20 protein-coding genes are annotated in these 24,105 nt (G+C 65.2%); 7 read left to right on the forward strand and 13 right to left on the reverse strand.

The features are described from left to right. Window positions 1–449: 449 nt before the first annotated feature. The gene (locus tag QRN25_RS03590; protein ID WP_285017489.1) at window positions 450–2,885 is read left to right on the forward strand and encodes a TonB-dependent receptor; all 2,436 of its coding nucleotides are present in this window, start codon (window positions 450–452) and stop codon (window positions 2,883–2,885) included. Window positions 2,886–2,973: 88 nt separating this feature from the next. Continuing rightward, on the forward strand, window positions 2,974–3,780 hold the full coding sequence (locus tag QRN25_RS03595; RefSeq protein ID WP_285017490.1) for an SDR family oxidoreductase: 807 nt from the start codon (window positions 2,974–2,976) through the stop codon (window positions 3,778–3,780). Here QRN25_RS03595 and QRN25_RS03600 read toward each other — a convergent pair whose 3' ends face one another. Then, window positions 3,781–4,446, reverse strand: a complete 666-nt coding sequence (locus tag QRN25_RS03600; RefSeq protein ID WP_285017491.1) for a TetR/AcrR family transcriptional regulator — start codon at window positions 4,444–4,446, stop codon at window positions 3,781–3,783. A 176-nt stretch (window positions 4,447–4,622) separates the two neighbouring features. Between QRN25_RS03600 and QRN25_RS03605 the strand changes: the two genes are divergently transcribed. From QRN25_RS03605 to QRN25_RS03620, 4 genes are all read left to right on the forward strand, one after another. Continuing rightward, window positions 4,623–5,444 carry a hypothetical protein gene (locus QRN25_RS03605; RefSeq protein WP_285017492.1) on the forward strand — a complete coding sequence of 274 codons (822 nt, stop codon included), beginning with the start codon at window positions 4,623–4,625 and terminating at the stop codon, window positions 5,442–5,444. A 75-nt stretch (window positions 5,445–5,519) separates the two neighbouring features. Then, window positions 5,520–6,485, forward strand: a complete 966-nt coding sequence (locus QRN25_RS03610; protein ID WP_285017493.1) for a VOC family protein — start codon at window positions 5,520–5,522, stop codon at window positions 6,483–6,485. Window positions 6,486–6,755: 270 nt separating this feature from the next. Further along, window positions 6,756–7,622: a 2-dehydro-3-deoxygalactonokinase gene (locus QRN25_RS03615; protein ID WP_285017494.1), complete on the forward strand. Its 867-nt coding sequence runs from the start codon at window positions 6,756–6,758 to the stop codon at window positions 7,620–7,622. After that, window positions 7,619–8,254 carry a 2-dehydro-3-deoxy-6-phosphogalactonate aldolase gene (locus tag QRN25_RS03620; RefSeq protein ID WP_285017495.1) on the forward strand — a complete coding sequence of 212 codons (636 nt, stop codon included), beginning with the start codon at window positions 7,619–7,621 and terminating at the stop codon, window positions 8,252–8,254. The genes QRN25_RS03615 and QRN25_RS03620 overlap by 4 nt, the downstream gene beginning before the upstream one ends. A 7-nt stretch (window positions 8,255–8,261) precedes the next feature. Here QRN25_RS03620 and QRN25_RS03625 read toward each other — a convergent pair whose 3' ends face one another. The 3 genes from QRN25_RS03625 to QRN25_RS03635 all read right to left on the reverse strand — a co-directional run bounded on the left by QRN25_RS03625 (window position 8,262) and on the right by QRN25_RS03635 (window position 11,510). After that, window positions 8,262–8,819 (reverse strand): VOC family protein, encoded by a 558-nt coding sequence (locus QRN25_RS03625; protein WP_285017496.1) that lies wholly within the window; start codon window positions 8,817–8,819, stop codon window positions 8,262–8,264. 241 nt (window positions 8,820–9,060) lie between these two features. Beyond that, window positions 9,061–10,527 (reverse strand): S41 family peptidase, encoded by a 1,467-nt coding sequence (locus QRN25_RS03630; protein ID WP_502910416.1) that lies wholly within the window; start codon window positions 10,525–10,527, stop codon window positions 9,061–9,063. 248 nt (window positions 10,528–10,775) lie between these two features. Next, window positions 10,776–11,510: an SDR family NAD(P)-dependent oxidoreductase gene (locus QRN25_RS03635; protein WP_285017498.1), complete on the reverse strand. Its 735-nt coding sequence runs from the start codon at window positions 11,508–11,510 to the stop codon at window positions 10,776–10,778. A gap of 157 nt (window positions 11,511–11,667) precedes the next feature. Between QRN25_RS03635 and QRN25_RS03640 the strand changes: the two genes are divergently transcribed. Beyond that, window positions 11,668–12,420 carry a TetR/AcrR family transcriptional regulator gene (locus tag QRN25_RS03640; RefSeq protein ID WP_285017499.1) on the forward strand — a complete coding sequence of 251 codons (753 nt, stop codon included), beginning with the start codon at window positions 11,668–11,670 and terminating at the stop codon, window positions 12,418–12,420. Between the two features lie 158 nt (window positions 12,421–12,578). Here QRN25_RS03640 and QRN25_RS03645 read toward each other — a convergent pair whose 3' ends face one another. The 9 genes from QRN25_RS03645 to QRN25_RS03685 all read right to left on the reverse strand — a co-directional run bounded on the left by QRN25_RS03645 (window position 12,579) and on the right by QRN25_RS03685 (window position 24,084). Next, on the reverse strand, window positions 12,579–13,931 hold the full coding sequence (locus QRN25_RS03645; protein ID WP_285017500.1) for a spinster family MFS transporter: 1,353 nt from the start codon (window positions 13,929–13,931) through the stop codon (window positions 12,579–12,581). Between the two features lie 5 nt (window positions 13,932–13,936). Continuing rightward, on the reverse strand, window positions 13,937–15,610 hold the full coding sequence (locus QRN25_RS03650) for an AMP-binding protein (RefSeq protein WP_285017501.1): 1,674 nt from the start codon (window positions 15,608–15,610) through the stop codon (window positions 13,937–13,939). 31 nt (window positions 15,611–15,641) lie between these two features. After that, window positions 15,642–18,143, reverse strand: a complete 2,502-nt coding sequence (locus QRN25_RS03655; RefSeq protein ID WP_285017502.1) for a TonB-dependent receptor — start codon at window positions 18,141–18,143, stop codon at window positions 15,642–15,644. A 372-nt stretch (window positions 18,144–18,515) separates the two neighbouring features. Next, window positions 18,516–19,343 (reverse strand): ThuA domain-containing protein, encoded by an 828-nt coding sequence (locus tag QRN25_RS03660; protein ID WP_285017503.1) that lies wholly within the window; start codon window positions 19,341–19,343, stop codon window positions 18,516–18,518. Next, window positions 19,340–20,617, reverse strand: coding sequence for a cytochrome P450 (locus QRN25_RS03665; RefSeq protein ID WP_285017504.1), 1,278 nt, complete (start codon window positions 20,615–20,617; stop codon window positions 19,340–19,342). The genes QRN25_RS03660 and QRN25_RS03665 overlap by 4 nt, the downstream gene beginning before the upstream one ends. Window positions 20,618–20,977: 360 nt before the next feature. Beyond that, window positions 20,978–21,454: a TonB-dependent receptor domain-containing protein gene (locus tag QRN25_RS03670; protein WP_350224234.1), complete on the reverse strand. Its 477-nt coding sequence runs from the start codon at window positions 21,452–21,454 to the stop codon at window positions 20,978–20,980. 40 nt (window positions 21,455–21,494) lie between these two features. Then, the gene (locus tag QRN25_RS03675) at window positions 21,495–21,695 is read right to left on the reverse strand and encodes a TonB-dependent receptor domain-containing protein (protein ID WP_285017507.1); all 201 of its coding nucleotides are present in this window, start codon (window positions 21,693–21,695) and stop codon (window positions 21,495–21,497) included. A gap of 187 nt (window positions 21,696–21,882) precedes the next feature. Further along, window positions 21,883–22,224: a hypothetical protein gene (locus QRN25_RS03680; RefSeq protein ID WP_285017508.1), complete on the reverse strand. Its 342-nt coding sequence runs from the start codon at window positions 22,222–22,224 to the stop codon at window positions 21,883–21,885. A gap of 522 nt (window positions 22,225–22,746) precedes the next feature. Beyond that, a complete protein-coding gene (locus tag QRN25_RS03685) occupies window positions 22,747–24,084 on the reverse strand; it encodes an anti-phage deoxyguanosine triphosphatase (RefSeq protein WP_285017509.1) in 1,338 nt (445 codons plus the stop codon). Window positions 24,085–24,105: the final 21 nt, after the last annotated feature.

Below are 24,105 nucleotides of genomic sequence, written 5' to 3' on the forward strand. Positions count from 1 at the left end.
CCTCTCAGCCATGACCGGCATCGGGCGCCTCTCCATCCATGATTGTCGTTGGGCCTCAGCGCCTCCGCACGAAGGCGGTCACGCTCGCGGCCGATGACCCGAAGCATGGCGAGCGACGGGTAATAAGTCTAGCTCAATTGTTGCTATCTGACCGCACTTTGAATGCGGCCTATCGCTGAAACCCGCAGGTTTGGCGGGGTTGCGGGCTCGCGTGCGTCATAAAAAAGCAATCATGATCGACTTTTTTATTGTCACGGCGGATCATCCTGCGCATAAAGCCGGGCAGAAAAGAGGTTGGATCACCACGGCGACGAATCGCCGGGTGCTCCAGGGAGCGGGATGAAGACTGGCTCCACCGCGCACTCCGGCATGTCCGGGGGCTGTGGTCATGCCTTCGATTTTCTAAATAAGTCATCCTTCGCAGCGAAGAGATGAACGGGGAGAAGAGAATGAAGGACCTACCGAACTTTCATCGCGCCTGCCTGCTAGCCGGGCTCATGGCGTCGGCTTCCGCGATCGGCCTCGCCAGCCCCGCGATGGCTCAGGACGCCGCCCCTCAGGCGGCTGCGGGCGGCCTCGAGGAAATCGTCGTCACCGCGCGCAAGCGTTCGGAATCGCTGCAGGACATTCCCGTCGCGGTGACCGCCTATTCGCCCGCGCAGATCGCCCGTCAGGACATCTCCAACATCGAGCGCATCGCCGCGACGACGCCGAACCTCACGGTAGGCCGCGCGACGACGGGTTCGGGCGCGCAGATCTCGCTGCGCGGCATCGGCACCCCGGCGAGCGCGTTGGGCATCGAATCCTCCACCGCGATCATCGTCGACGGCATCTATTACGCCAGCGGCCGCATCCTCAACGAAGGCTTCTTCGACCTGTCGCGGATCGAGGTGCTGAAAGGCCCGCAGGCGCTGTTCTTCGGCAAGAACGCGACGGCGGGCGTGATTTCGATCACCACCGCAGATCCCGGCTCCAGCTTCGAGGGCTCGACCCGCGTGGGCTACGAGTTCCGGGCGAAGCGGCCCTATATCGAGCAGATGATCTCCACGCCGCTCACCGAAACGCTCGGGCTGCGCGTGGCGCTGCGGGCATCGAAGATGTATGGGGGCTATTCGCGCAATTACGCCACGGCGCAGCCCTTCACCGTCACCGACCAGGCCGGCGGCCCGGTACAGAACCTGATTGCGCCTCCGGGCGACCGCCGCGGTCCGAAGGAGAAGGAACTGGTCGGCCGCCTCACGCTCAAGTGGGAGCCGACCGACACCATCACCAACACTTTCAAGGTGTCCGCCAACGAGACGACCACCAACGACGGCGCCTGGAACAACATCGTGTTCTCCTGCGCCACCGGGTTCAGCACGCTGCAACCCGGCGTGCCCTGCAAGCGGGACTGGAAATACTACCACAACCAGATGCCGACCGAGATCGCCGCGAACTTCCCCTTCGCGCGCGCAGATGGCGAACTCTACACGAAGTACCGCTCCTGGCAGGCGACCAACAATCTGGAATGGAACCTGGGCGATGTGACGCTGACGTCGGCCACGAACTACCAGAACCAGAACAACCGCTGGCTGACCGACAGCGACTACCAGCAGCGCGCCGTGCAGATCTACGTCGGCTCGCGTGAGAAGTGGTGGGCGTTCTCGGAGGAACTGCGCGCGCAGACCAACTACGACGGCCCGGTCAACATGATGCTGGGCGTACTGTACCAGAAGACCAAACTGCAGTCCGACCAGTACGTCTATTCGGGCAACACGCGCGTCAGCACCCAGCGGCCGGAATGGGAATACGTCGCCTTCGGCAAGGATTCCTACACCAAGGGTGAGACGATCTCTCCCTTCGCGCAAGTCACCTGGAAGGTCGTGCCCGAGGTCGAACTCTCGTCGGGTATCCGTTACACGCATGAGACCAAGGACAGTTTCTTCGTCCACCCGGTCAATCGCCCCGGCCAGATCAACCGCCTGAACGACCCGATCTACAAGAACCAGACCTTCACCAACTGGAGCCCGGAAATCACCGCGTCGTACAAGCCGGTGCCGGGCGTCAACATCTATGGCGGCTTCAAGACCGGCTACAAGTCGGGCGGCTTCTCAAACCAGAGTTCCTATACCAACGCGTCGATCCCCGCCGATCTCGACTTCGAGCCGGAGAAGGCCAAGGGCTTCGAGGGCGGCGTGAAGACCACGCTGTTCAACAACCAGCTGCGCTTCGATGTGGCGCTCTACACGTATGAATATACCAACCTGCAGGTCGATTTCTTCGAGGCGCAGACGTTCCGCTACATCACCACGAACGCGGGTTCGGCGCGCACCAAGGGCATCGAAATTTCGACCGAGTGGGCGCCGCATGCGCTTCCGGGCCTGACGATGCGCGGCGCGCTGAACTACAACAAGGCGCGCTACGTGGACTTCATCGCACCGTGCGTCACCGGCCAGACCCGCCTGCAGGGCTGCAATCCCACCGCGAGCAGCCCTTACGGCGGCCTCTTCGTGCAGGATCTGAGCGGCAAGCCGACGGCCAACGCGCCGCGCTGGACGGCGGCGCTGGGCACCAGCTACGAGGCAGACCTCAGCCCCGACATGTCGCTGACGCTCTCGGCCGATGCCCGCTATTCCAGCAGCTACAATGCATCGCCGTTCAACAACCCGATCGCGACGCAGCCCAAGTACGTGAACCTCGACGCGTCGCTGACGCTCAGTTCGAAGGCGGGCTGGGATCTGGCGGTCATCGGCAAGAACCTGACCAACCAGTTCGTCATCTCCGGCGCGCTGGATGCGCCGGGCACCGGCCGGGGCACCGGGACCGACGGGGGCGTGCTGGGCGACCAGCGCGGCTATGCCAACATCCCGCGCACGGTGCAGGTGCAGGTCACCTACCACTACTGATCGGGGGGAATTTTCCCCTCACACCTTGGCCGGTGTGCGATCCTCCAATCGCGCACCGGCCACTCCATATCGATAATAGAGGGCAACGATGCGGCTTGAAAGCAAGGTCACTGTGATAACCGGCGCGGCGAGCGGGCTTGGCGAAGCGACCGCGCGCCGGTTCGCGCGCGAGGGCGCCGTGCTCGTGCTCGGCGACATCAGGCACGATGCGGGCCAGGCGCTGGCCGAGAAGCTTTCCGCCGCTTTCGTTCCCTGCGACGTCACCCGCGAGGAGGACGTCGCCGCCCTCGTGGACCGGGCTATCACATTGCATGGCCGGCTCGACTGCATGATCAACAATGCCGGCCAACTCGGCGCCGTGGGCCGGGTCGAGGAGATCGGGGAGTCGGCATGGCGCAATACGCTGGCGGTGCTGCTCGACAGTGTGTTCTACGGCATGAAGCACGCCGCGCGCGTCATGCGGCCGCAGGGCTCGGGCGCGATCCTCTCGACCTCGAGCGCGGCTGGTCTCGCGCCGCTTGGGCCGCATGCCTATACGGCGGCCAAGCATGCGGTGGTCGGGTTGACCCGGTCCGTCGCGGCGGAACTGGCGGCAGACGGCATCCGGGTCAACGCAGTGGCGCCCGGCAACGTACCGACCCGCATGACAGAGCTTGCCTATGGCGATGCGGAGACGATGCGAAAGGCGGCGGAGGCCCGCAATCCCCTGCGTCGCGTGGTCGAGGCGGACGAGATCGCCGGAGCCTTCGCCTATCTCGCCAGCGACGACGGCCTCAACGTGACCGGGCAGGTGCTTGCGGTCGATGCCGGGCTGGTCGATTGCCGGCTGGGCGCGGACTATTATGCCCGCACGCCGACCTACTTCTCCGCCGAGGGCGATCGCGGCCTCGCCTGATCAGCCCTTGGGCCGCAGGGTGCGGATCTTGTCTTCCAGCATCTTGAGAAGCGCCGGCACCATCACTTCGTCCAGCGCGCCGGTCATGAGGCCGGTCGCCATGCCCTCGATCAGCGTCTGGGATAGGGCCATGGCCTGTGCGAACTGCTCGGGCGCGGACTGCCATTCGGGGAAGAGGGCGATCGCTTCGGAATTGAAGCGTTCACGATATTCGACCTGGAGAGGCTGCATGATCTGGGCGAGATCGGCATCGGTGCGCGCCGCCATCGCCAGTTCCTGAAAGGCGACGAAGGCGGGCTTCTGGACCTGTTTCCAATAGGCGGTCACCATCGTCGTCGGTTCGTGCTCGGTGATTTCCGAGGAGCGGCGGAAGGCGCGCAGGCGCCGTTCGTGCAGTTCGACGATGGTGGCGCGGATCAGCGTCGCGCTGTTCTCGAAATGGTGGAGCATCGCCCCGCGTGACAGTCCGGCTTCGACCGCGACCAGCGGGGTCGTAGTGCCGGAATAGCCGACCTTGACGAGGCACTGGATCGTCGCCTCGATCAGCCTTCCCCGCGTCTGCGCGCTCTTGAGCGACTGGCGGGTCGGAGTGCTTTCGCTCGTCTTGCCGTTGGGGGCGCGGGTGGAAGCGCGTTCGGGGCGCTTGCGGGCAGGACTGACGGCCAAACTGGGGGTTCCGTGTGCAATTGCGAAAAGGTTGCACTCCTCCTGCCTTGTCCGGGATGGATGGGGCAACAGGAAAGATGCACCATCGCATGCAATTTCCTGGCGGCCCGTTCCGACATGGTAGCGTAGCATGGCGGTCGTAAGCGCTTCGCCGATCCATCCCGGAGAACGCATACATGGTCCGACTACTGCCTGTCCTTCTCCTGCTCGCTTCCACGGCGTCGCTGGCGGATACCGTGCCGGAAGCTCCCCGGGCGGCCGCGCCCGTGGCGCTTCGGATGGCAGCACCAGAGGCGCATCAGGGCGCTGCATCGGACGGCGAATACGTCTATGCGATCGACAACGACCGCATCGGAAAATACCGTCTCTCCAATGCCGAGAAGGTCGACCAGTGGAAGGGCGAGCGCCGCCTGTTTCCCCACATGAACAGCTGCACGGTGGTCCAGACGAAGCTCTACTGCGCCGCCTCCAACTACCCGGCGGTGCCGCAGACCAGCGCCATCGAGATCTTCGACACCCGCCCGCTGCGCCATTCCGGCAGCGTCAGCCTCGGCTTCGGACCGGGATCGCTGACCGTGATCGACCGGCATGACGGCAAGTGGTGGGCGGTCTTCGCGAACTACGAAGGCAAGGGCGGCGAGCCGGGCCGCGACTATCGCTACACCGTGCTGGCGCGGATGGACGAGCAGTTCCGCATCGAGCAGACCTGGGCCTTCCCCGAGGAGGTTCTCGCCCGTATGGCCCCCAAGAGCTGCTCGGGGCTGAGCTGGGGCGCGGACGGGCTGATCTACGTAACCGGCCACGATCGCCCCGAACTCTACGCCCTGCGCCTGCCGGAAGCGGGCTCGCGCCTCGAACTGGTCGAGACCTTCGCCATCGCCACGCCGGGGCAGGCGATCGACTGGGATCCCAAGGCCAGGCGGCGCCTCTGGTCGATCGCCCGCGACCGCAGGGAGATGGTCGCCAGCGACATTCCCGAGGTCGCTCCGAAGCGCTGAGGTTTCTTCGTCAGTCGGACACCGGCGCGCTGCTCGCAGGACAGCGGCGGCGGCTCACGAGCATCCTGTGGCATCATGATCATTCAGCCCATCCAGGAAGCCGTCGTCAGCACGTTCGACATCGACCGCCTTGCGGCGCCCTTGACGCAAGTATGCGGCTATGACCGCGTCGACTTGCCCGATGCTCCGCCTTCGCAGTTCGCGGCATGGCATGTTCCGCAGCAGTGCACGCGGATCGAACAGGCGCTGTTCGTGCCGCAGGACACCGCATCCGGGCGCGGCGCGCTCAGGCTGGTGCGCTTCCACGGGGTGGAGCAGAAGGTCATGCGTTCCAGCCAGCGAACGTGGGACACCGGGGGAATCTTCGACGTCGACATGTTCTCGGCCGACGTCGATAAGGTCTATCGCGGGCTGCAGCGCCACGGCTGGACGGCGTTCGGCGAGCCGGTGGATTACAGCGAGGCGCACTTCTCGGTCCGGCAGGTCGTGGCGATCGGCCCGGACGGATTGAACCTCGCGGTGATCCAGCGTTATTCGCCCGAAGTGCCGGGGCTAGATCCTTCGGGCAGGCTTTCGCCGGTGTTCAATTCGACGCAGATGGTGGCGGATATCGAAGGTGCCATCGCGTTCTACGTGGACGTGCTGGGCTGGCACAAGGACCTAGACTTAATGGTCGAGGGCGTGGCCGAGCCGGGTGCCGATGTGCTCGGCCTGCCGCTGCCCGCCGCGATCGGGGCGCAGCGCCGGGTGGTGATCTTCAACCCGCCGGGGCCGTCGGTAGGCGGAGTCGAGTTGATCCACAACGCCGCGATGTACGGCCGCCGCTGCGACGCCGACTGCGCGGCGCCCAATGTCGGCATCCTGTGCCTGCGCTTTGAGGTGGACGATGCCCATGCCTATGCCGCCGCGATCGTCGGCCGGGGCGGGTCACTCCATATCGAACCAGCGGCGTTCGTGATCGCGCCTTACGGGACCGTCACGCTGTTCGCGGTCCGCTCGCCCGAAGGCGCGATCGTCGAGTTCTTCAGCCCCGGCGGATGAAACGAGGCCTGCACGGAAGCGATGCGCCGAAGCTCGCGTCAATTGATCTTATAAATATGAATTTCTATACGGTGATGCATCGATAAACTCCGATGGCCATGATTCGGGCCATGTCGCTGCGTCATGAGCAGTCGTCTCGATTGCCACTGCCAAGCGGCCGGGCGAAGATGCGATCTCGGCCGGGGACGTGGTTCAGGCGATGGCCACCGGGTTCGGTGCAGGAGCGGTTTCTGTGGTTTTGATGCCTTGCGTCCCTTACGCGGACTTCCGGTGAGCGGGCCTTTCATCGCTGTCGATTGGGGTACGACCAATCGTCGTGCCTACGTCATCGACAAGAGCGAGGTCGTCGCCTCGGAGCAGGATGACGGCGGAGTCCTCTCGGTTCCAGCTGGCGGCTTTCCGGCCTCCGTCGCGGACCTGCGCGCGCGGCACGGCGGGTTACCGATGCTGCTCGCGGGCATGGTCGGCTCCAACCGGGGTTGGCATGACGCGGGATACGTCGCCGCGCCTGCCGGGATTGCCGAGCTTGCGGGAAACCTCGTCTCGCCGGTCGAGGGCGTCGACATCGTCCCCGGCGTCTGCCGCGACAGCGGTGGTCGACAGGACGTAATGCGTGGTGAGGAAGTGCAGCTTCTCGGCGCCGTCGCGGCGGGGCTTGCGCCTGCGGACGCATTGCTGTGCCAGCCGGGCACCCATGTCAAGTGGGCGGTCATGCAGGGCGGGGTTCTGGCGGACTTCACCAGTTCCATGACCGGCGAGATGTTCGCCATGCTCAAGGCCCACTCGCTCATCGGCAGCGAGATGACCGGCGGAGTCGATGCCGACGAGGAATTCCGCAAGGGCGTCGAGGCCAGCGCCGACGGTGATCTGCTCGCCGCGCTGTTCGGCGTGCGCGCGGCCTCGGTGCTCGGCGCGCGCGCTCCCGGTGCGGCGGCGGCCTATGTCAGCGGCCTGCTGCTCGGCACCGACTGCCGCGCCCGGATCAAGCCGGGGGAGACCGTCTACCTCCTCGCGGATGGGCTGCTCGCGCGGCTCTATTCCGCCGCCATTTCAATCGCCGGGGGAGAGGCCGTCATCGTCGACAGCCACGCTGCCTTCATCGCCGGCATCACCCGCATCCGGGATATGACTCCATGATCGACCTTGCCACCGCGCTTGCGCAGCTTCCCCTCGTCGCGATCCTGCGCGGCATTCGCTCCGACGAAATCGAGGCCGCCGCCGACGTTCTGGTCGAGGCGGGCTTCCGCCTGGTCGAAGTGCCGCTCAATTCGCCCGACCCGCTCGTCACCATCGAGAAGCTGGCGCGGCGCGTCGGCGACCGGGCGATCGTCGGCGCGGGCACGGTGCTGACGGTCGGGCAGGTCGCCGAGGTGCAGGACGCGGGCGGCGCGATGATCGTCTCGCCCAATACCGACGTCGCCGTGATCGCCGAGAGCGCCCGTCGCGGCCTCGTCTCGCTGCCGGGCTACTTCACGCCGAGCGAGGCGTTCGCGGCACTCGCGGCAGGGGCAAGCGGCCTCAAGCTGTTTCCGGCCGAGGCCGCCAGCCCCGCGGTGGTCAAGGCCCAGCGTGCCGTGCTCCCCAAGGACGTGCCGCTACTGGCGGTGGGCGGCATCTCGCCGACCAATATGGAGCCCTGGCGCCAGGCGGGCGCGGACGGCTTCGGCCTTGGCTCGGCGCTCTACAAGGTTGGCCTGAGCACCGCCGAGATCGCCGCGAACGCCCGGGCCTTCGCACGGGCGTGGGCGGAGATGGAGGGCCGCGCGTAATCCGGGGTCAGGCCGTCTCCAACAGCGGCGCGCGCCGGTAGAACGCGAGGTCCTGCATTTCGTAGGCCGCTGGGGTGTCCGACGTGCGCGCGTCGTGGAGCCGTTTCCAGTGCGCGAAGAGGCCCATGATGTGCGGCGGGTCGCCGTGGATCTCGGTGAACCCGCCGTTCAGCGCGCGAGTATCGAAGTAGGCCGCGTTGACCTCGTCCGCCCATAGTTCGGTGGCCAGCGGATAGCCCATGTCGATCCAGCGCTGCCGCTCGCCCGCGAAGTCCGAGACCAGGTAGGCGATGTGGTGGAAGCCTTCCTCGCCTTTCGCGAACATGTCGCGGTAGATCGAGGGCTTGTCGTCGTGCTGCTCGATGAACTGGATCATCATGTCGCCGAGATAGCCGAAGGCATAGGAAACGTCCGCTTCCTCGGTGGTGCCGCGATAGGTGAACTCGTCGCAGTGGTGGTGGCGGACCATGCAGAACGGCCCGGCGCCGAAGGCGTCGGACCACTTCTGCGCGGCCTCGTCGATGCTGTTCACGAACCAGGCTTGCTGGAACAATGCGCGCTTCATGGCCTCTCCTCTTTCCCGTGGTGCCGTAGACCGGCAACCACAGGGTCAAGGAGTCCCCGCCCGGCCGCAACCGGGCAAAAGGGGAGGTCATGCTGCCGTCAGAGCCTGGAAGCGTGCCGCATATTCGTCGTCGTCCCCGCGAAGGCGGGGACCCAACTGACGCTCTTGCAACAGGCACCGTCAGGAGATGGGTTCCCGCCTTCGCGGGAAAGACGACGATGTGATGGGCGCGGACCGTGCTTCAGAACAGACCCGGCACCTCGCGCTGCGGGGTGCTGGGCCGCGCCGGGGCGAGGATGTCGCGCTTTTCCGAGGTGTCGGCCGTCACCGCCATGCGCGCCATGCTCTGGCCGACGATCGGCGTGCAGCTCTGCCCGGACAGGAATTGCAGAGCCACGCGGGTCGAATCCTCGCGCGGATCGCCCATGTCGTAGCTGATGTCGTCGTTGCTGGTGCAGGTGCTTTTCATGCGGTCGGCCAGACCGTTGAAATAGCCGCCTTCGCCCGCGCTGTTCTGGACCTTGATCGCCACGATACGCAGGCGGTCGTCGCATGAGGGCTGGTCGATCGCGATCTGTCCCACCGGCTTGCCGTAGGTATTCGCGCCGATCAGCGCCACGTCGGCATTGAGGTAGGGAAGGAAGGCGTTGATCACAAGCTCGCTCGCCGAGGCGGTGCCGCCCGAGGTGATGAAGGCGATCTTCGTCGGCGCGACCGATTCGGCCTGCGCCGCGAAGTAGGCCGTGGTGTTTTCGGCGGACTTTTCCGGCCGGAAGACGGTGTGGGAGAAGACGTCCGACGCGGTGCGGTTCGCGCCCATCAGGTTGCCCATCAGCTCGGCCACGGAGATCAGCCCGCCGCCGTTGTAGCGCAAGTCCACCACCAGCTGCGTCACGCCTGCCGCGCGAAAGGCAGCGAAAGCGGTGCGCATCTGCGGCTCGGCGGTGGAGATGAAGGTGCGCAAGTTGAGATAGCCGACCTTGCGCCCGCCCTGGTCGATGACCTTGTAGCCGTAAGTGCTGGACACCGGCTGCAGCGCGAAGTCGCGCTTGGCGACGGTGATGTTGCGCGTTCCGCTGGCGTCGCTGATCTGGAGCACGCGGGTAACGCCCGCCTCGTCCGGGCCGAGCGCATCGGCGACCGCGTTGACGCCGCCTGCCACCCAAAGCGACTGCACGGTCTGCAGGTTGCCCGAACTGGTGCCGATGGCGAGGATTTCCGTGCCGCGCCGCATCCCGGCAGTCGCCCCCGGACCGGTTTCGAACGCCTCGATCACGAACAGGCGGCGAGCGGCGGAATTGACGCCGAGGCGGACGCCGAGCCCGGCCGAGGAGCCCTGCTCGTAATAGGCGTTCTCTTCGGCGATCGAGGTGCGATAGGTAAAGAACCGATCCCAGTTCTGGGCGCGGGCATTGGAGGTCAGCGAATCGATGTAGTCGTCAAGCGTGGTGTAGGCGGCCGGATTGGCGTTCGCGGGCAGGGTCTCGGGGAAGAGATACCATTCGCGCAGCTGCGCTTCCGCCCAGTCCTGCCGTTCGCGCAGCGAGCACCCGGCCACCGGCGTGGGCGTCGAAGTGGGGGCAGGGGTCGGCGTTGGCGTCGGCGTGGAACCGCCTCCGCTCCCGCCGCTTCCGCCGCCGCCACATGAAGTCACCAGCAGAGCCAGCACGCACGCGCATGCCGTCCACGTCTTGTTCGATCGCACCAGTAGTCCCCCGTTTCAATGATGCGGCAGTCGCGGCCGCGTCCCGAAGCGGAATGAGCCGACACCAAACCAGCATCGTCATTGCGAGCGAAGCGAAGCAATCCAGGGCGGCGCAATGTTGCCCTGGATTGCTTCGCTCGCAATGACGAACGATGTCGGTCATCACGCCTCTAAAGCATTGTAGAGGCGGTATTACACAAGTGCGTCTTTGGTCAGGTTAAATATTTGTCACGGGATTGTTTTTTGGAGAATTACGGCATGAAGAACCCGCCGTTGACGTCCAGCACCGTCCCCGTGACGAACGCGGCACGCTCGGAGATCAGGTACTCCACGCCCGCGACGATGTCGTCGGTCTCGCCGAGGCGGCCGACGGGGATGTCGTCGGTGTATGTGCCCTTGTCGCCGAAGCCTTCGCTTTGCGGGGTGACGATGCGGCCCGGCGCGATGCAGTTTGCGGTGATGCCGTGGGCGCCGACCTGCCCGGCGAGTACGCGGGTAAAGCCGATCACGCCTGCCTTGGTCGCGCCGTAGTGCGCGCCCGACAGGCGCGAGCGCATGCGGCCGCCTTGCGAGGAGAAGTTGACGATACGGCCCCATCCGCGCGGCTTCATCACCGGCAGCACGGCCCGGCACATCAGGAAGGTGCCGGTGAGATTGACCGCGATCACGCGGTGCCATTCGTCGATATCGGTCTCCTCGACAGGCAGTGAGCGGCCGCCGTGACTGGGACTGATCCCGGCATTGTTGACCAACACGTCGACATGGCCCCACTCGGCGGCGATGCGCCCCACGCAGTCCTCGACGCTGGCCGGGTCGGCCACGTCGCAGCGCAGGGCGAGGCTACCGGGCGGGGCGTCGGCGACGGCATCGAGGCCCTTGACGTCGAGCAACGCCAGCCGGTGCCCTGTCGCCGCCAGCTTTTCGGCGATGGCGCGGCCTATGCCTTGCGCGGCGCCGGTGACGACGGCGACCCTGGCTTCATTCATGTCATGTTCTCCCGGGAAAATCGCGGGCCTGACCCGCGTGATAGTGGCGATGCTGCATTGCAAGGGCTTGCGCCGGGGGCAGCAAGATGGTCATGATCGGCGCGGCGGGCCATGGGGCCTTGCCGAAGCAGCGCGGCCGGGACAGGAGGGTAACGCCATGCACGACACCATCCGATCCGATCCCAATGACACCGCAGCCAGCGAGACCGGAACTGCGCCGGAGCGCGGCCGTCGCCGCCACGTCACTTCCGCCGCGACGCGGATCAAGATCATCGAGGCCGCCGAGAAGCTCTTCGCCGATCGCGGGATCGACGGCGTCGCCCTGCGCGAGATCGCGGCGGCGGCAGGGCAGGGCAACAATACCGCCGTCCAGTACCACTTCGGCACCAAGGAAGCGCTGGTCTACGCGATCTTCGACTACCGCACCGAGATGTTCGAGCCGCTGCGCGCCGCCATGCTCGACCGCGCCGAGGAAGCCGGGCTGCTCGGCGATGCGCGCACGCTGCTGGAGATCATGTGCCTGCCGCACCTGACGATCAGCGACGAGAACGGGCGGCATCCGTACTCCGCCTTCCTCGCCCAGTACCTCACCCGCACCCGTGCGGAAGGCATTCCGCACCCTTACGACGATCCCGAGGTCCCCGTGCCCGCTCTGCGCCGGGTGCGCCGGCTGATCGTCGAGCGCGTGAACTACGTGCCGCCGGTGGAGCTGCGTTTGCGCGTGGGGCTGTGCAAGCTGATGTTCCTCAACATGCTGATGCGGCGGGACAGCGGCTTTCCGCACTTCGATCAGGGCATCACGCTCGATGCGCTGGTGGACGATACCATGGTGCAGATGACCGTCGCGCTGACCGCGCCTTACAACCATCATCATGCGCCGCTGTTCGCCGACATGATCAAGGCCGACTGACCTTCACGTTCGTCCGTTGAGCCCGCCTCCTCATGTCCGTCATTGCGAGCGCAGCGAAGCAATCCAGGGCGGTGTAGGGCTACCCTGAATTGCTTCGCTGCGCTCGCAATGACGATGAAGGGTGACGTGCTGCCAAGGAGGTTTGAAGCCATCCGGTCTTACGCCGCCTCGTCCAGCATCCGGCGATACGTGGGCAGGGCGCGGGCGATGAACACCGTCGATGCCGCCGCCGCGACGGCGCAGGTGATGGCGAGGGAGTCGCCCACGCGGCCCTCGTCGCCGAAGACATGGTCGGTGATGAGCGCGACGAACGTAGGTGCCAGCGCCAGCCCCGCCACGCTGACGACGAAGACGTAGATGGACGAGGCGATGCCGCGCATCCGGTTGGGCGTCACCAACTGCAGCGCGGAGGACGAAAGCGCCTGCGGCAGGCTGTAAAGCACGCTCGCCGCCGTCGCGATGGCAAAGGCGGTCCAGTAATCGGTGGCGGCCATGAGCGCGAGGCTGAGCGGCACCATCGCGACCGAGGCGCCCAGCGCGACCAGAAGCAGGTTGTCGCGCCGTCCCATGCGCTCCACCGCGCGGGCCACCCAGGGGCTGACCAGCACGCTGAGCGATCCGGTGATGAGCACGGCAATGCCGTACTGCACACCCACTTGCGCGGCGGAGACGCCGAACTTGCGGATCAGCACCGTCGGCATCCACGCGGGGAAGGCGTAGAGCGGGATGATGAACAGCGGCATGCCCAAGTAGAAATTGCCGTAGAACCCGCGCCAGCGCCGGAACGTTGCCCAGATTTCTGCCGACGACATCGTCTGTACCTCGGCACTTGCGGTAGAGGCGCGGCGGGCGGGTTCCTTCACGAAGACCAGCAGCAGCGCGATCAGCACGCCGGGCAGGCCCGCGCAGAAGAAGACCAGCTGCCACGGCTTCATCGCGCCCAGCAGCGGGATCGCAGACAAGTCCCAGCCTTCCGCGCCCTGCAGCAGCAATCCGCCGAAGATCAGCGCGAGGCCGCCGCCAAGATACGGCCCCATCATGTAGACGCTGAACGCGCGCGGGATCAGGCGCGGCGGGAAGGCGTCGGCGATGATCGACCATGCGGCCGGGGTCAGGCAGGCTTCCGCCCCGCCGACGCCGAAGCGGGCGAGGAACAGCTGCCAGTAGCTGCGCGCGAGACCGCAGGCGCTGGTGCCGATACTCCACAAGGCGATGCCGAACATCAGCACGCCCTTGCGACTGCCGACGTCGGCGATGCGTCCGAACACCGGGCTCATGACGACGTAGGCCGATGTGAACGCAAGGCCCTGCAGCAGGCTGAGGCGGGTATCGTCGAGCCCGAACTCGGCCTTGATCGGGCCGACCAGCAGGTTGAGCACCTGCCGGTCGATGAAACTGGCGGTGTAGGCCAGGGTGAGGACGAAGATCAGATACCAGCCCGCCCGCGATCCCCCCTGCGGTTCGGGGGCGGCCTCCGGGTAATCGGCGCCGGCTTCGCGGATGGGCGTCACGACCGTCACTTCGCGAGGCCGGCCGGGTCGATCTTGCGTTCCGGCGTGAAGCCGCGCAGCAGTTCGAATTTCTGGACTTTGGTGGCGCTCATCGGCCAGCTTTCGACGAACCGGACGTAGCGCGGGATCTTGTAGCTGGCGATGCGCCCCGCGCAGTGGCGAGCGACGTCCTCTTCGCTCAAGGCTTCGCCGGGGTTGAGTTCGATGAAGGCGGCGGCGACTTCCATCAAACGCTCGTCCGGCACGCCGACGACTTGCGCCATGCGGATCGCCGGGTGCGTGGCGAGGAAGCTCTCCAGTTCGACGGCGGCCACGTTCTCGCCGCCGATCTTGAGCATGTCCTTGAGGCGCCCTTCGTAGACCACGCGCCCCATCGCGCCGATGCGGCCGAGGTCGCCGGTATGGAGCCAGCCCCCGGCATCGACGGCCGCGGCGGTGGCCTCGGCATCGTCGAAGTAGCCCGCGAAGACGCCGAAGCCGCGCATGCGGATCTCTCCGGGCTCGCCGTCGGGGACGATCCGGCCGTCCTCGCCGAAGATCGCCAGTTCCATGCCTTCGCAGATCGGGCCGGAGGTTTCGAATAGGACGTCGTCGGGGTCGTCGATCTCGCTGTAGCAGGGGACGCCGGTGCCTTCGGTCAGGCCGTAGCTGTTGACGTATTTCGCCCCCGGAAACAGCGTTCCGTAGCGGCGCATCAGATCGACCGGGCCAACCACGTGGTTGATCCGCAAGTCCGACTGGTCGTAGCGGCCGAACTGCGGATGCGTCACCAGCGCCGAGATGATCGTCGGAAAGCCTGCGTACTGCACGGTCGGCCGCCGCTCGATAAGCAGGTCCATCGCCTCGTCGGCGGAGAAGTGCCCCATGCCGATGAAGCAGGCGCCCGTTGCCCGGCACCCGGCCATCGGCAGGATCGTAGACATGTGGAACAGCGGCAGCGGGTCCCAGACCCGGTCCTGCTCCGTCAGCCGGAAACGCCCCGCCATCGCGGCGCCCATCCGGCTGAGCGACCCGTGCGTGAGCATGCAGGCCTTGGGGCGCGAGGTGGTGCCCGAACTGAAGATGATCAGGCCCACGTCGTCAGGCCCGACCGCCGCCGCCCGCTCCATCACGGCGTCGGCGCCGACGCCCTCGGCGGCGGCTTCCAGCATGGCGAGGCCGGGCCAGTTGCCGGGGCGCTCGTCACCCAGTTCGATCACGCCGCGCAGCGCCGGTGCGGCTGCAACCGACAGTTCGCCCCCGCTCCATCCGGCCAGCTCGGGAAAGACCTCCCCCAGCATCGGGCGGTAGTCGCAGTGCCGCCAGGCATGGCCGCCCACGAACAGCAGGCTGATCTGCGACTTGGGGATGACGTAGGCGAGGTCGTCCGCCCGATACCGCGCATTGAGCAGAACCGCGCAGCCGCCCACCATCTCGATCGCATAGTACAGGACCACGTAGTCCCAGCAGTTGGGCGCCAGCACGCCGACATGGTCCCCCGGCTTCACCCCCAGCCCGACCAGCGACCGCGCCCGCTCGACGACTTGCGCGAAGAGTTCGGCATAAGTCGCCTCCCGCCCGTCGTAGACGAGCGCGGGACGGTCGGCGAACCGGTCGGCGGCACAGGCAAGCGTGCCGCCGACCGTCAGCGCCTGCAGCGCCGAAGAACCGTGAAGATCGAGAAGGTCGGGTTGGGGCAAGGCTGTCTCCGTGAATATGATCGGCCGCCGCTCAGGGCATGCGCCAGGTCAGCTGCAGCGCGATCGTGCGCGGCATGGCGCCGAACCCGGCCTGGTCGGCGATGCGGTTGGCGTTGGTCCCGGTGCCGAGCCCCGAGCCGGAGGCGTCGGTGACGCCGGTGACGACGAAGCGGTTGGTCAGGTTCTTGCCCAGCAGCGCCAGTTCCCAACGCTCGTCGGCGGTGCGGATGTGGATCTGCGCGTCGAGGTTGATGTACGATCCCTGGCGCGACAGCGGCGAGCCGAAGGCCGAGGTCAGGTAGCTGGAACTGTAGCGGCTATCGACCCCGAACCCGGCGGTCAGCCCGTCGCTGATGTCGGTGTCGTACTTCATCCCCAGCGTCGCGGTCCAGCGCGGCGCGGCGAAAGTGGACACGCCGTCGAGGTTCTGGCCCGGCGTGCCCGGCCGCGCCGGAGTCGTGCCGGTCGCGGGCACCGGCGGCACCAGCAGGCCGGGCGTGCAGCCGTTCGCCAGCGACTGGCCGCCGTAGCACGGCGCGATGCCGTCCCCGTAATTCGCCTTGTTGTAGTTGATCGATCCGTTCAGCCCGAACCCGCGAAGACCGCGCGGCGCATAGTCGAACTCCACCTCGACGCCGCGCGTGCGTGCCGAACCGGCGTTGACCGAGTTGTAGCTGAGCGCCGCCGAGTCCAGGTACGTCACCTGAAGATCGGTGTACTTGAAGGTATAGAGGCTGACGTTGAAGCGCAGCTGGCGGTCGAACAGCATCGTCTTGATGCCCGCCTCGAAGCCCTTGCCCTTTTCCGGATCGAAAGTGAAGAAATCCGCCTGCGTCAGCGGCGTCAGGATCGAACTGTTGGAGAAACCGCCCGACTTGTAGGCCGTCTTGTAGGCGCCGTAGACGTTGATGTCCGGCGTCACCTTCCACGCCACCGTCGCTTCGGGCGACCAGTTGGTGAACGTCTGGTTGGCCGCGAGGCGCCGGGTCACGTCGTAGTTGACGCCCGCGAAGCGCGGATTGGCGTAAGGCTGGAAGAACGTGCTGTCCTTGGTCTCGTGGATGTAGCGCACGCCGCTGGTCACCTCGATCTCGGGGATGACCTTCCAGATCAGCTGGCCGTAGCCCGACAGGGTTTCGCCGTCGGTCGTCGATTCCTTGGCATACTGGACGTAGCGATAGCCTTCGGGCGCGGCGCTGTTCTCGGCATTGGCGTTGATGACGACCTGGTCGAAGGTGCGCTTCGTGTTCTGGTAATAGCCACCGACGAGGAAGTTGAGCGGGCCGTCGAACTGCGAAAGCACGCGCAATTCCTGGCTGAACGCCTTCCACCGGCTGACTTCGCCGCCCCAGATGTTGACCGTGGGCGACGACTGGTAATCGATGTCCGCGGTCCAGTGGTTGCGGTTGAAATTGTAGTTGGTGACCGAGGTTACCGCGAGGTCGCCTAGCTGGTAGTCGATGTTGCCGGTAACGCCCCACGAACGATAATCGTTGAAGTTGTGGTCCTTCACCAGCGCGGTCTGGTCCGCGATGTCCTTGGGCAGGTCGTTCATGCGGTTGTAGAAGCCGGGCGTGCAGGCGACGCCGGGCGTCGTCGTGCTGGTGCCGCCGTCGCACGCGAACACGTTGTAGTTCCAGGCGCCGCCGTAAGTCCTGTTCCAGCCGTAGTTGGCCTTGACCGTCGCGGTCAGGTCGTCGGTCGGTTCCCAGCGCAAGGTGCCGCGCACGAGCACGTCGCGTTCGCGCGGGCCGCTCTTGCTGGGCAGGGCGGTATGCGCGGTGTTGGGGGCCACCGTGGTCGCGGTCGGCGTGTCGCGGGTGTTGTAGGTGATCGGCCCGGCGCGGTTGTCGAACAGAGACCCGAAATCCTTCGAGGCGCGTACGGCAAGGCGGAAGCCAGCCGTGTCGCCGATCGGGCCGGAGACGAAGCCTTCGCCATAGACCTTCTGCGCGTTGAATTCGTATCCGGTGCGCATCTGCGCGGTGAAGTGGTCGGTCGGGTTGGCGGTGGTGATCGAGATCACGCCTGCCGTGGCGTTCTTGCCGAAGAACAGCGACTGCGGACCTTTCAGGATTTCCATCGAGGCGAGGTCGAAGAAGCCCTCGTTGATGGTCCGGCCCTGGCCGTAGTAGACGCCATCGACGATCACCGCGACCGACTGCTCGACGCCGATCGACAGCGAGTTGGAGCCGATGCCGCGCAAGGTCAGCTGCGCGCCGGAGCCCGAGACATTGCGCCCGATCACCAGCTGCGGCGTGGCGGCGGCGATGCGTTCCAGGCTGGTGAGGTCGCGCCGCGCGATGTCCTGCGCCGAGATGACGGTGACGGCGACCGGCACGTCCTGCGCCGATTCCGCGCGGCGGCGGGCGGTCACGACGATATCGTTGGCGCTGAAAGCCGGAGCGTCGCCTTGCTGCGGCGGCGCTGCGTCCTGCGCGAGCGCGGTGGTCGCACCGGACGTGACGGACAGAAATGCGGTGCCCGCGAGCAGCAGGGCACGGCACGACCTATGGTTCGTTGCTTCGATCATTTCAGGTTCCCCTCGACCAGCTTGTTTTTGCGTTTGCGCTTGGTTCGAGCCGCGATTGTGTCGTTAAATTTGGTGCGGCGGACTTAACTTATCGCGGTTTAAAATTAAGGCAACTGCCTTTTTAAATCGGGCCGATTTTGCGGATGCAGAGGGTGTTTGCGGCCATGTCAGGTCGCCTGAAGGCGCGCCCTGGCGGTGGTGTGACGCGCTTGAGTGCTGCTGGTTGCCGTTGAGTGCCGTTGAGTGCCTCCTCCCAAACCGTCGTCATTGCGAGCATAGCGAAGCAATCCAGAGCCTTTCTGCGCCGCTCTGGATTGCTTCGCTACGCGCGCAATGACGAGGTGGTCTTTTCGATTCGAAGGTGATTCGGGACTACGACCGGCGCGCCCATTCACGGGCCTGATCGCTCGCTACCCACCGCACCGCATTGCCCACCAACTGCCGGTAATATGGGCACTCGTAAGTCTGCGTGCTGTCGCCCGGCTGGATGTAGACGAGCGGGCTGTTACCTGCCGGTTTCGCCCACGCCAGCAGTGGGTTGAGCCGGTCGGGGTGCCAGGGCTCACCTTCGCCAGCGCCAAGCCGCTGCACCGCGCGGCGGGCCGAATGGAACCGTTCGGGCGCCACTTCGTCATCAAGACAGAGCAGGGGATGGATGGCCGGATCGTCGAACACCTGCTGAAGATACAGTTCGTCGACAAGGTCGATCCGCTCGGGGAGCCCGGCCATGACCGGGTGCCACGGATCGGCGATTTTCGCGGTGTAGGCCACCTCGCCAAGGTAGCCGGAGTCGGGTCGCGGTGCCCCGTCGATCACGGCGTCGCGATAAAGGAACTGCCCGCCGATAGCCTCGGCATAGCGCGGCCATGCGGGCCATCCGGCGATGGCGTGATGGAGCATGACCATGCCCTTGCCTTCGGCCATAAGTCCCTCGAAACCCCGTGTGAAATACTCGGGGGGAGCGATGAATCCGGGCCGCTCTGCCGCCGGAGCGCGAAAGTTCAGCCCCGGCATGTCGTAGAACAGCAGCGCGTCGTAGCGCCGCATCTGCTCGGGATTGAGCAGCACGGCGGCGGCGGGTTGGTCCACGAAAGTCGGCTCGCAGCCGATGGCGCGCAGCATGTCCTCCAGCCCATCGCGCGAGAAGGCGTGGCCCTTCACGACGACGAACAGTTCGATGCGGTCCTGCTTGTCGGTCATGGGCGGACGCGGAAGCGGATCGGCAGTTCCCGCAGGGGCAGGGTCAGGAAGTTCGCCCGGTGGATCGGTTCGGCCAGCGGGCGCGCCAGTGCGATGTCGTCGAGCCGTTCGAGGATGGCGGTGACGCCGATGGCGATCTCCTGCCGCGCCAGCACGGCGCCGACGCAGAAGTGCGTGCCCGCGCCGAACGCCAGGTGGGTTCCGGCGTTGCTGCGCTCCATATCGAACATGTGCGGGCAGGCGAACTTCGCTGCATCGCGGTTGGCGGCGCCGTAGCGGACGATGACAACGGAGTCCTTCGGGATCACCGTGCCGCTCAGTTCCACTTCGCGCGTGGTGCGGCGGCGCAGGCCCTGCGTGGGGCTTTCGAAGCGGATGACTTCCTCGACGAAGTTCTTGATCCGCTTGGGATCTTCGCGCAGCCGCGCCATCTGGTCGGGGTGGTTGAGCAATTGCATCATGGCGTGCCCGATGGCAGTCATCGTCGATTCAAAGCCGCCGCCGATGAGCTGGCTCATCACGCTCTGCAGCTCCGCCATCGACAACGGCTCCTCGGTATCCGCATGGGCGGTGGCGAGCGCGGAAATCCAGTCCCCGGTTGGCCGCGCCCGGCGCTCCTCGAACAGCGTGGCAAGGTGGTGCTGCGCCTCCAGCTCGATGTCGGCGTTGCGCAGCAATTGCTCCTCGCTCATCACGTAGGATGCCGGGGCGAGCATGGCGTCGGCCCATGTCTTGAAGGTCGCAACCTGGTCCGACGGCAGGCCCATCTCCTCGGCAAGGATCGTGCCGGGCAGCAGCATCGCGTATTCGCTGATGAACTCGCACTCCCCGCGCGCAGCAAAAGTATCGATAAGGCGGTGGGCGACGTCCTCGATATGCGGCGTCATCTCCCGCACGCGCCCGACGGCGAACACGCGGTCCACCAGCTTGCGGTAGCGACCATGATCCGGCGCATCGGTACGCTGGAGCGTGGAGATATGCGGCCACCCTCGTTCTTCCATATAGACGCGCAGCTTCTCCGCATTTTCCGGCCCCTGCAGCGAGGCGCGGTCCACCTTATTGGAAAACGTCACCGGATCGGTCAGCACCGCCCTCAGATCGGCATAGCGCGAGACGATGTAGAACCCCGTCTCCGGCATCCGATAAATCCCGGGCGCGTCCTGCATCGCCTCGTACATCGCAAACGGATCGCTCTGCGTCATCGGATCAAGCAGGCTGAATCCCTCAAGCCGCTCCGCCGCGCCAAGATCGGCCATCAGAATCTCTCCAGTCATGGTTTTTCTAATGTTGGATCATATGACTTAAAAAATAAAGGGCTAAAGATCGAGGAGAGATTCCGTGCATTGTCGGGCCAACGATGATGCCGATATTCCTCTCATAGCGTCCACATACAAAGGGCCGGCCATCCAAACGGAAGCCCGGCAAGAACCGCCGAGTGGGTCGAAAGATAGGCGTAGCTCTGCTCGATCGTCCAGTTGTCGGCGGCGCTGGTGTAGGCTTTGTTATTGAACAGATTCGTCAAAAATGCCTGGATCGAGGCAATGCCCAATCGAACCTACCGCGTACGTTGACCTTGTTGCATCGCTGGTCGTGGCGAGATTGGCTTGATTAGAATAGAAATCCGACTTGTAATTCTAGTCCGCTCGCGCGAACCAAGTCATGTCATCCTGACCCTTCACGTTGCCGCCAAATTGAACACCAAGATTCGCTGAGTATTTCGAGGTATTGGGCATTTCGTTCCCGCTGTATTCGGCGAATCCGGAAAGTGCAGTGATTGTTGAGCTGACGAAATCGCGAATGTTGGTGACGTTAATGGCAGCGCCACCGTCGATGCTGTCGATGCTTATGAGTTCTACCGGACGCCAAGCGAATTGCCCTCCCACACCGTAGAGGTTGACGGAGCCCGAGTTGGAATAGCCGCTCACGAAGGAAACGTACCCGATGCCGTTCGTGCAAGTGCCGTTAGGCAGGGTCAGGAGGATCGAGTTGATCTGCTTGCGCCACTGCGCATAGTACGCGGCGATCGAGTAGGTCATGCTGCCGTCGAACAGCCGGCCCTTGGCTCCGACTTCGTAGTGTGCCATCTTCTCGGGATCGACGGTCAGCGTCATGCCCGCATCGGCCGCGGCTTGCTGGATGGCGGCCGACTGGCTAAGGATTCCGGTAGAACTGGGGCGGATTGATGCCCTTTGCCCACGATGCATAGAGCATCAGCTCCGGCGAGACCTGATAGTTCAGGATCATACGCGGGGTGAATTTCCTGAACGTCTCGTTCGCCAACAGCATACCCGGAGCATAAGTGCCGGCCGGAACGAACACGTCGGCGGGAACGGTAAGGCCCGAAGAGGACACATAGGAAGCGAGTTCGTCGACCTGGCAACGCCTTTCGCGCTCAGCGCGAGGCCGTCGGTGAAGTCGCAAAAGTAGACGCCCGTGGTCTTGCTCTGGTCCTTGCCGCCCTTGGAATAGATCGATGCCAAAGCCGCGGAGAGGCCGCTGCCGAGCCCCGAGTAGGTACGCGCATAAAGATAACTGTTACCTATGACACCGCGCAGCTTGCCGAATCGAAGTTGAGGCGCCCTTTGGCGGACCAATCCCTGTTGTCACGTTCGATCACATAGGGAAAATCGAAGTAGCCCGATGGCGAGTAGGCGGAAGTTAGCATGGAGGTGTCGAAGCGGTCGAGATCGATCAGCGTGGAAAACTTTTCCCGGTTGAAGCCGCCGAGCACCGAAATCGAAAATCGGTCGTTCAACTCGCAGTTGAGCGTGCCGTGTGCGTGTCCGGTGTGCCGCAGTAAGCCATAGTGATCGACCGTATTTTCCGACGACACGACCCGATTGGTGTCCACTGCCAGCAGATTTCGGATATTCTCGGTCATCTCGGTATTGGCGGAGACGACGTTACTGCAGCGGGGCAGAGTGCCGCAGATGAACGGGTTGCCGTTGACGGTACAGTTGGCCTGGCTGGCGTAGACGACGTTGCCGCTGGGATCGACAATGTTCTGGGCGCTGATGCGCGTCTGCGCGGAGGGGGGCGTCCTCGCCCCGCACGATCATGCCGAAGAGCTTGACGGTGAGCTTAGCGACCACCAGCAGGGTTCCGGTGGTGGAGGCTGGTCCCCAGGGTCTCACCGGCGGCGTCGTTCTTCCACGACCCATTCTTGCTGAACTTTTCGCCGGTAGCCCGGAAGGTCAGGGCATCGCCGATGATCGGGCCTGCCGCGCCTGGTCGAAGTTCCGATCGTTCCCCTGTCGTTGCGGCGCTATGACAGGCTGTAACTCGAAAAGGCGCAGGAGGAGCACCGTGAACTCGTTCAGGCGCTCGAGATCAGCGACGCAGCCTGGGCTCAGGCAATCATGACGACGCACATCCATCGGTCGCGCCGCGTCTTCTTCGATGGTTAGAGACGGTCGAAGACCGAACCCATGCGGGGGCTGAACAGCCGCTCGTAAGTCTTGAGCAGGTGCGTATCGGTCATCGCCGCGACTTGATCGCAGATCACGCGAAGATCGCCGTCCGACGCATTCAGGCGGTCGAGGGCATCACGCTGCAGCAGGCGGCGCGGGTCGGCGGCAAGCGCCTCGAACACGGCGACGACCATGGCTTGGCCTTTGAACTCGAGTTGCTGGACCTCGGGGCTGGTGATGACCTCGCGCACCACGAAGTCCTGCAGGGCGTCGAGGAATTCGCGGCGCGGCCCCTTGAGCGCGACGCGCCAGCGCAGGAGCGGCTCGCGAAACCCCTTGACCTCGACATATCGCGCGCCGGTCAGGAAATGGTGGACGAGGCGGCTGATGTAACGCTTGCGCGTGTTGGCGTCGCCAAACAGGTCGTCGACCATCCGCGAGAAGACGTCGTTCTCGCTCTCGCCGGGGTACTTTTCCTTCAGCGCATCGAGAAAGGAGGCGCACTTGCCGTTGATCGCGGCGGCAAATGCATCCTTGGACACCAGTCCGATCGAGATCGCGTCCTCAAGGTCATGGACGCCGTAGGCGATGTCGTCCGCCACGTCCATGATGGTGCAGTCCAGCGACTTGTGGAGCGTGCGCGCGTGCTTGCCCTCGGGGCGTTCCAGCGCCTGGAACCGGTCGCGATCGGAGGCGGAGACGGATGCGAGGATCCAGTCGACGACGTCCTGCTCGCTGTCGAAATGGCATTTGGGCGGCTTGCACGAACGCGCGTCGAGCACCCGGATCGTCGAGGTACCGGCATGGAGCGACGGCACGAGCGCCGGGTTGCGGGCAACCGACCAGGCCACCGGATACTTGAGCACGCCCAGCATCGTGCGACGGCAGAGATTGGCTCCGGCGCCGGCCGAAAAAGATTCGAGGCGAGCAAGGATGCGCAGCGTCTGTCCGTTGCCCTCGAACCCACCGGCATCGCGCATGCAATAGTTGAGGGCCACTTCGCCGCCATGGCCGAACGGGGGGTGTCCGAAGTCATGCGTGCAGCCGATCGCGTGGATCAGGCTGTGATCCGGCAGCAGCGCGGTGGCGGTGTGATCGGGGAACGACTTGGCCAGTTGCCGGGCAAGCCCTCCGGCGATCTGCGCGACTTCCAGCGAGTGAGTCAGGCGGGTGCGATAGAAATCGCTGTCCCCGAGGTTCAGAATCTGCGTCTTGCCCTGAAGGCGCCGGAAGGATGCGGAGTGGATGACCCGCGCATAATCGATGTCGCCATCCTCGCGGGCGTCCTCGGCCTGCGGGTTCCAGTTTTCGCGTCGGGCGTGCCAGCTCATGCGACCGGCTATTCCAGTTGC

The organism is Novosphingobium sp. fls2-241-R2A-195, assembly GCF_030209485.1.
Lineage (GTDB): Bacteria > Pseudomonadota > Alphaproteobacteria > Sphingomonadales > Sphingomonadaceae > Novosphingobium > Novosphingobium resinovorum.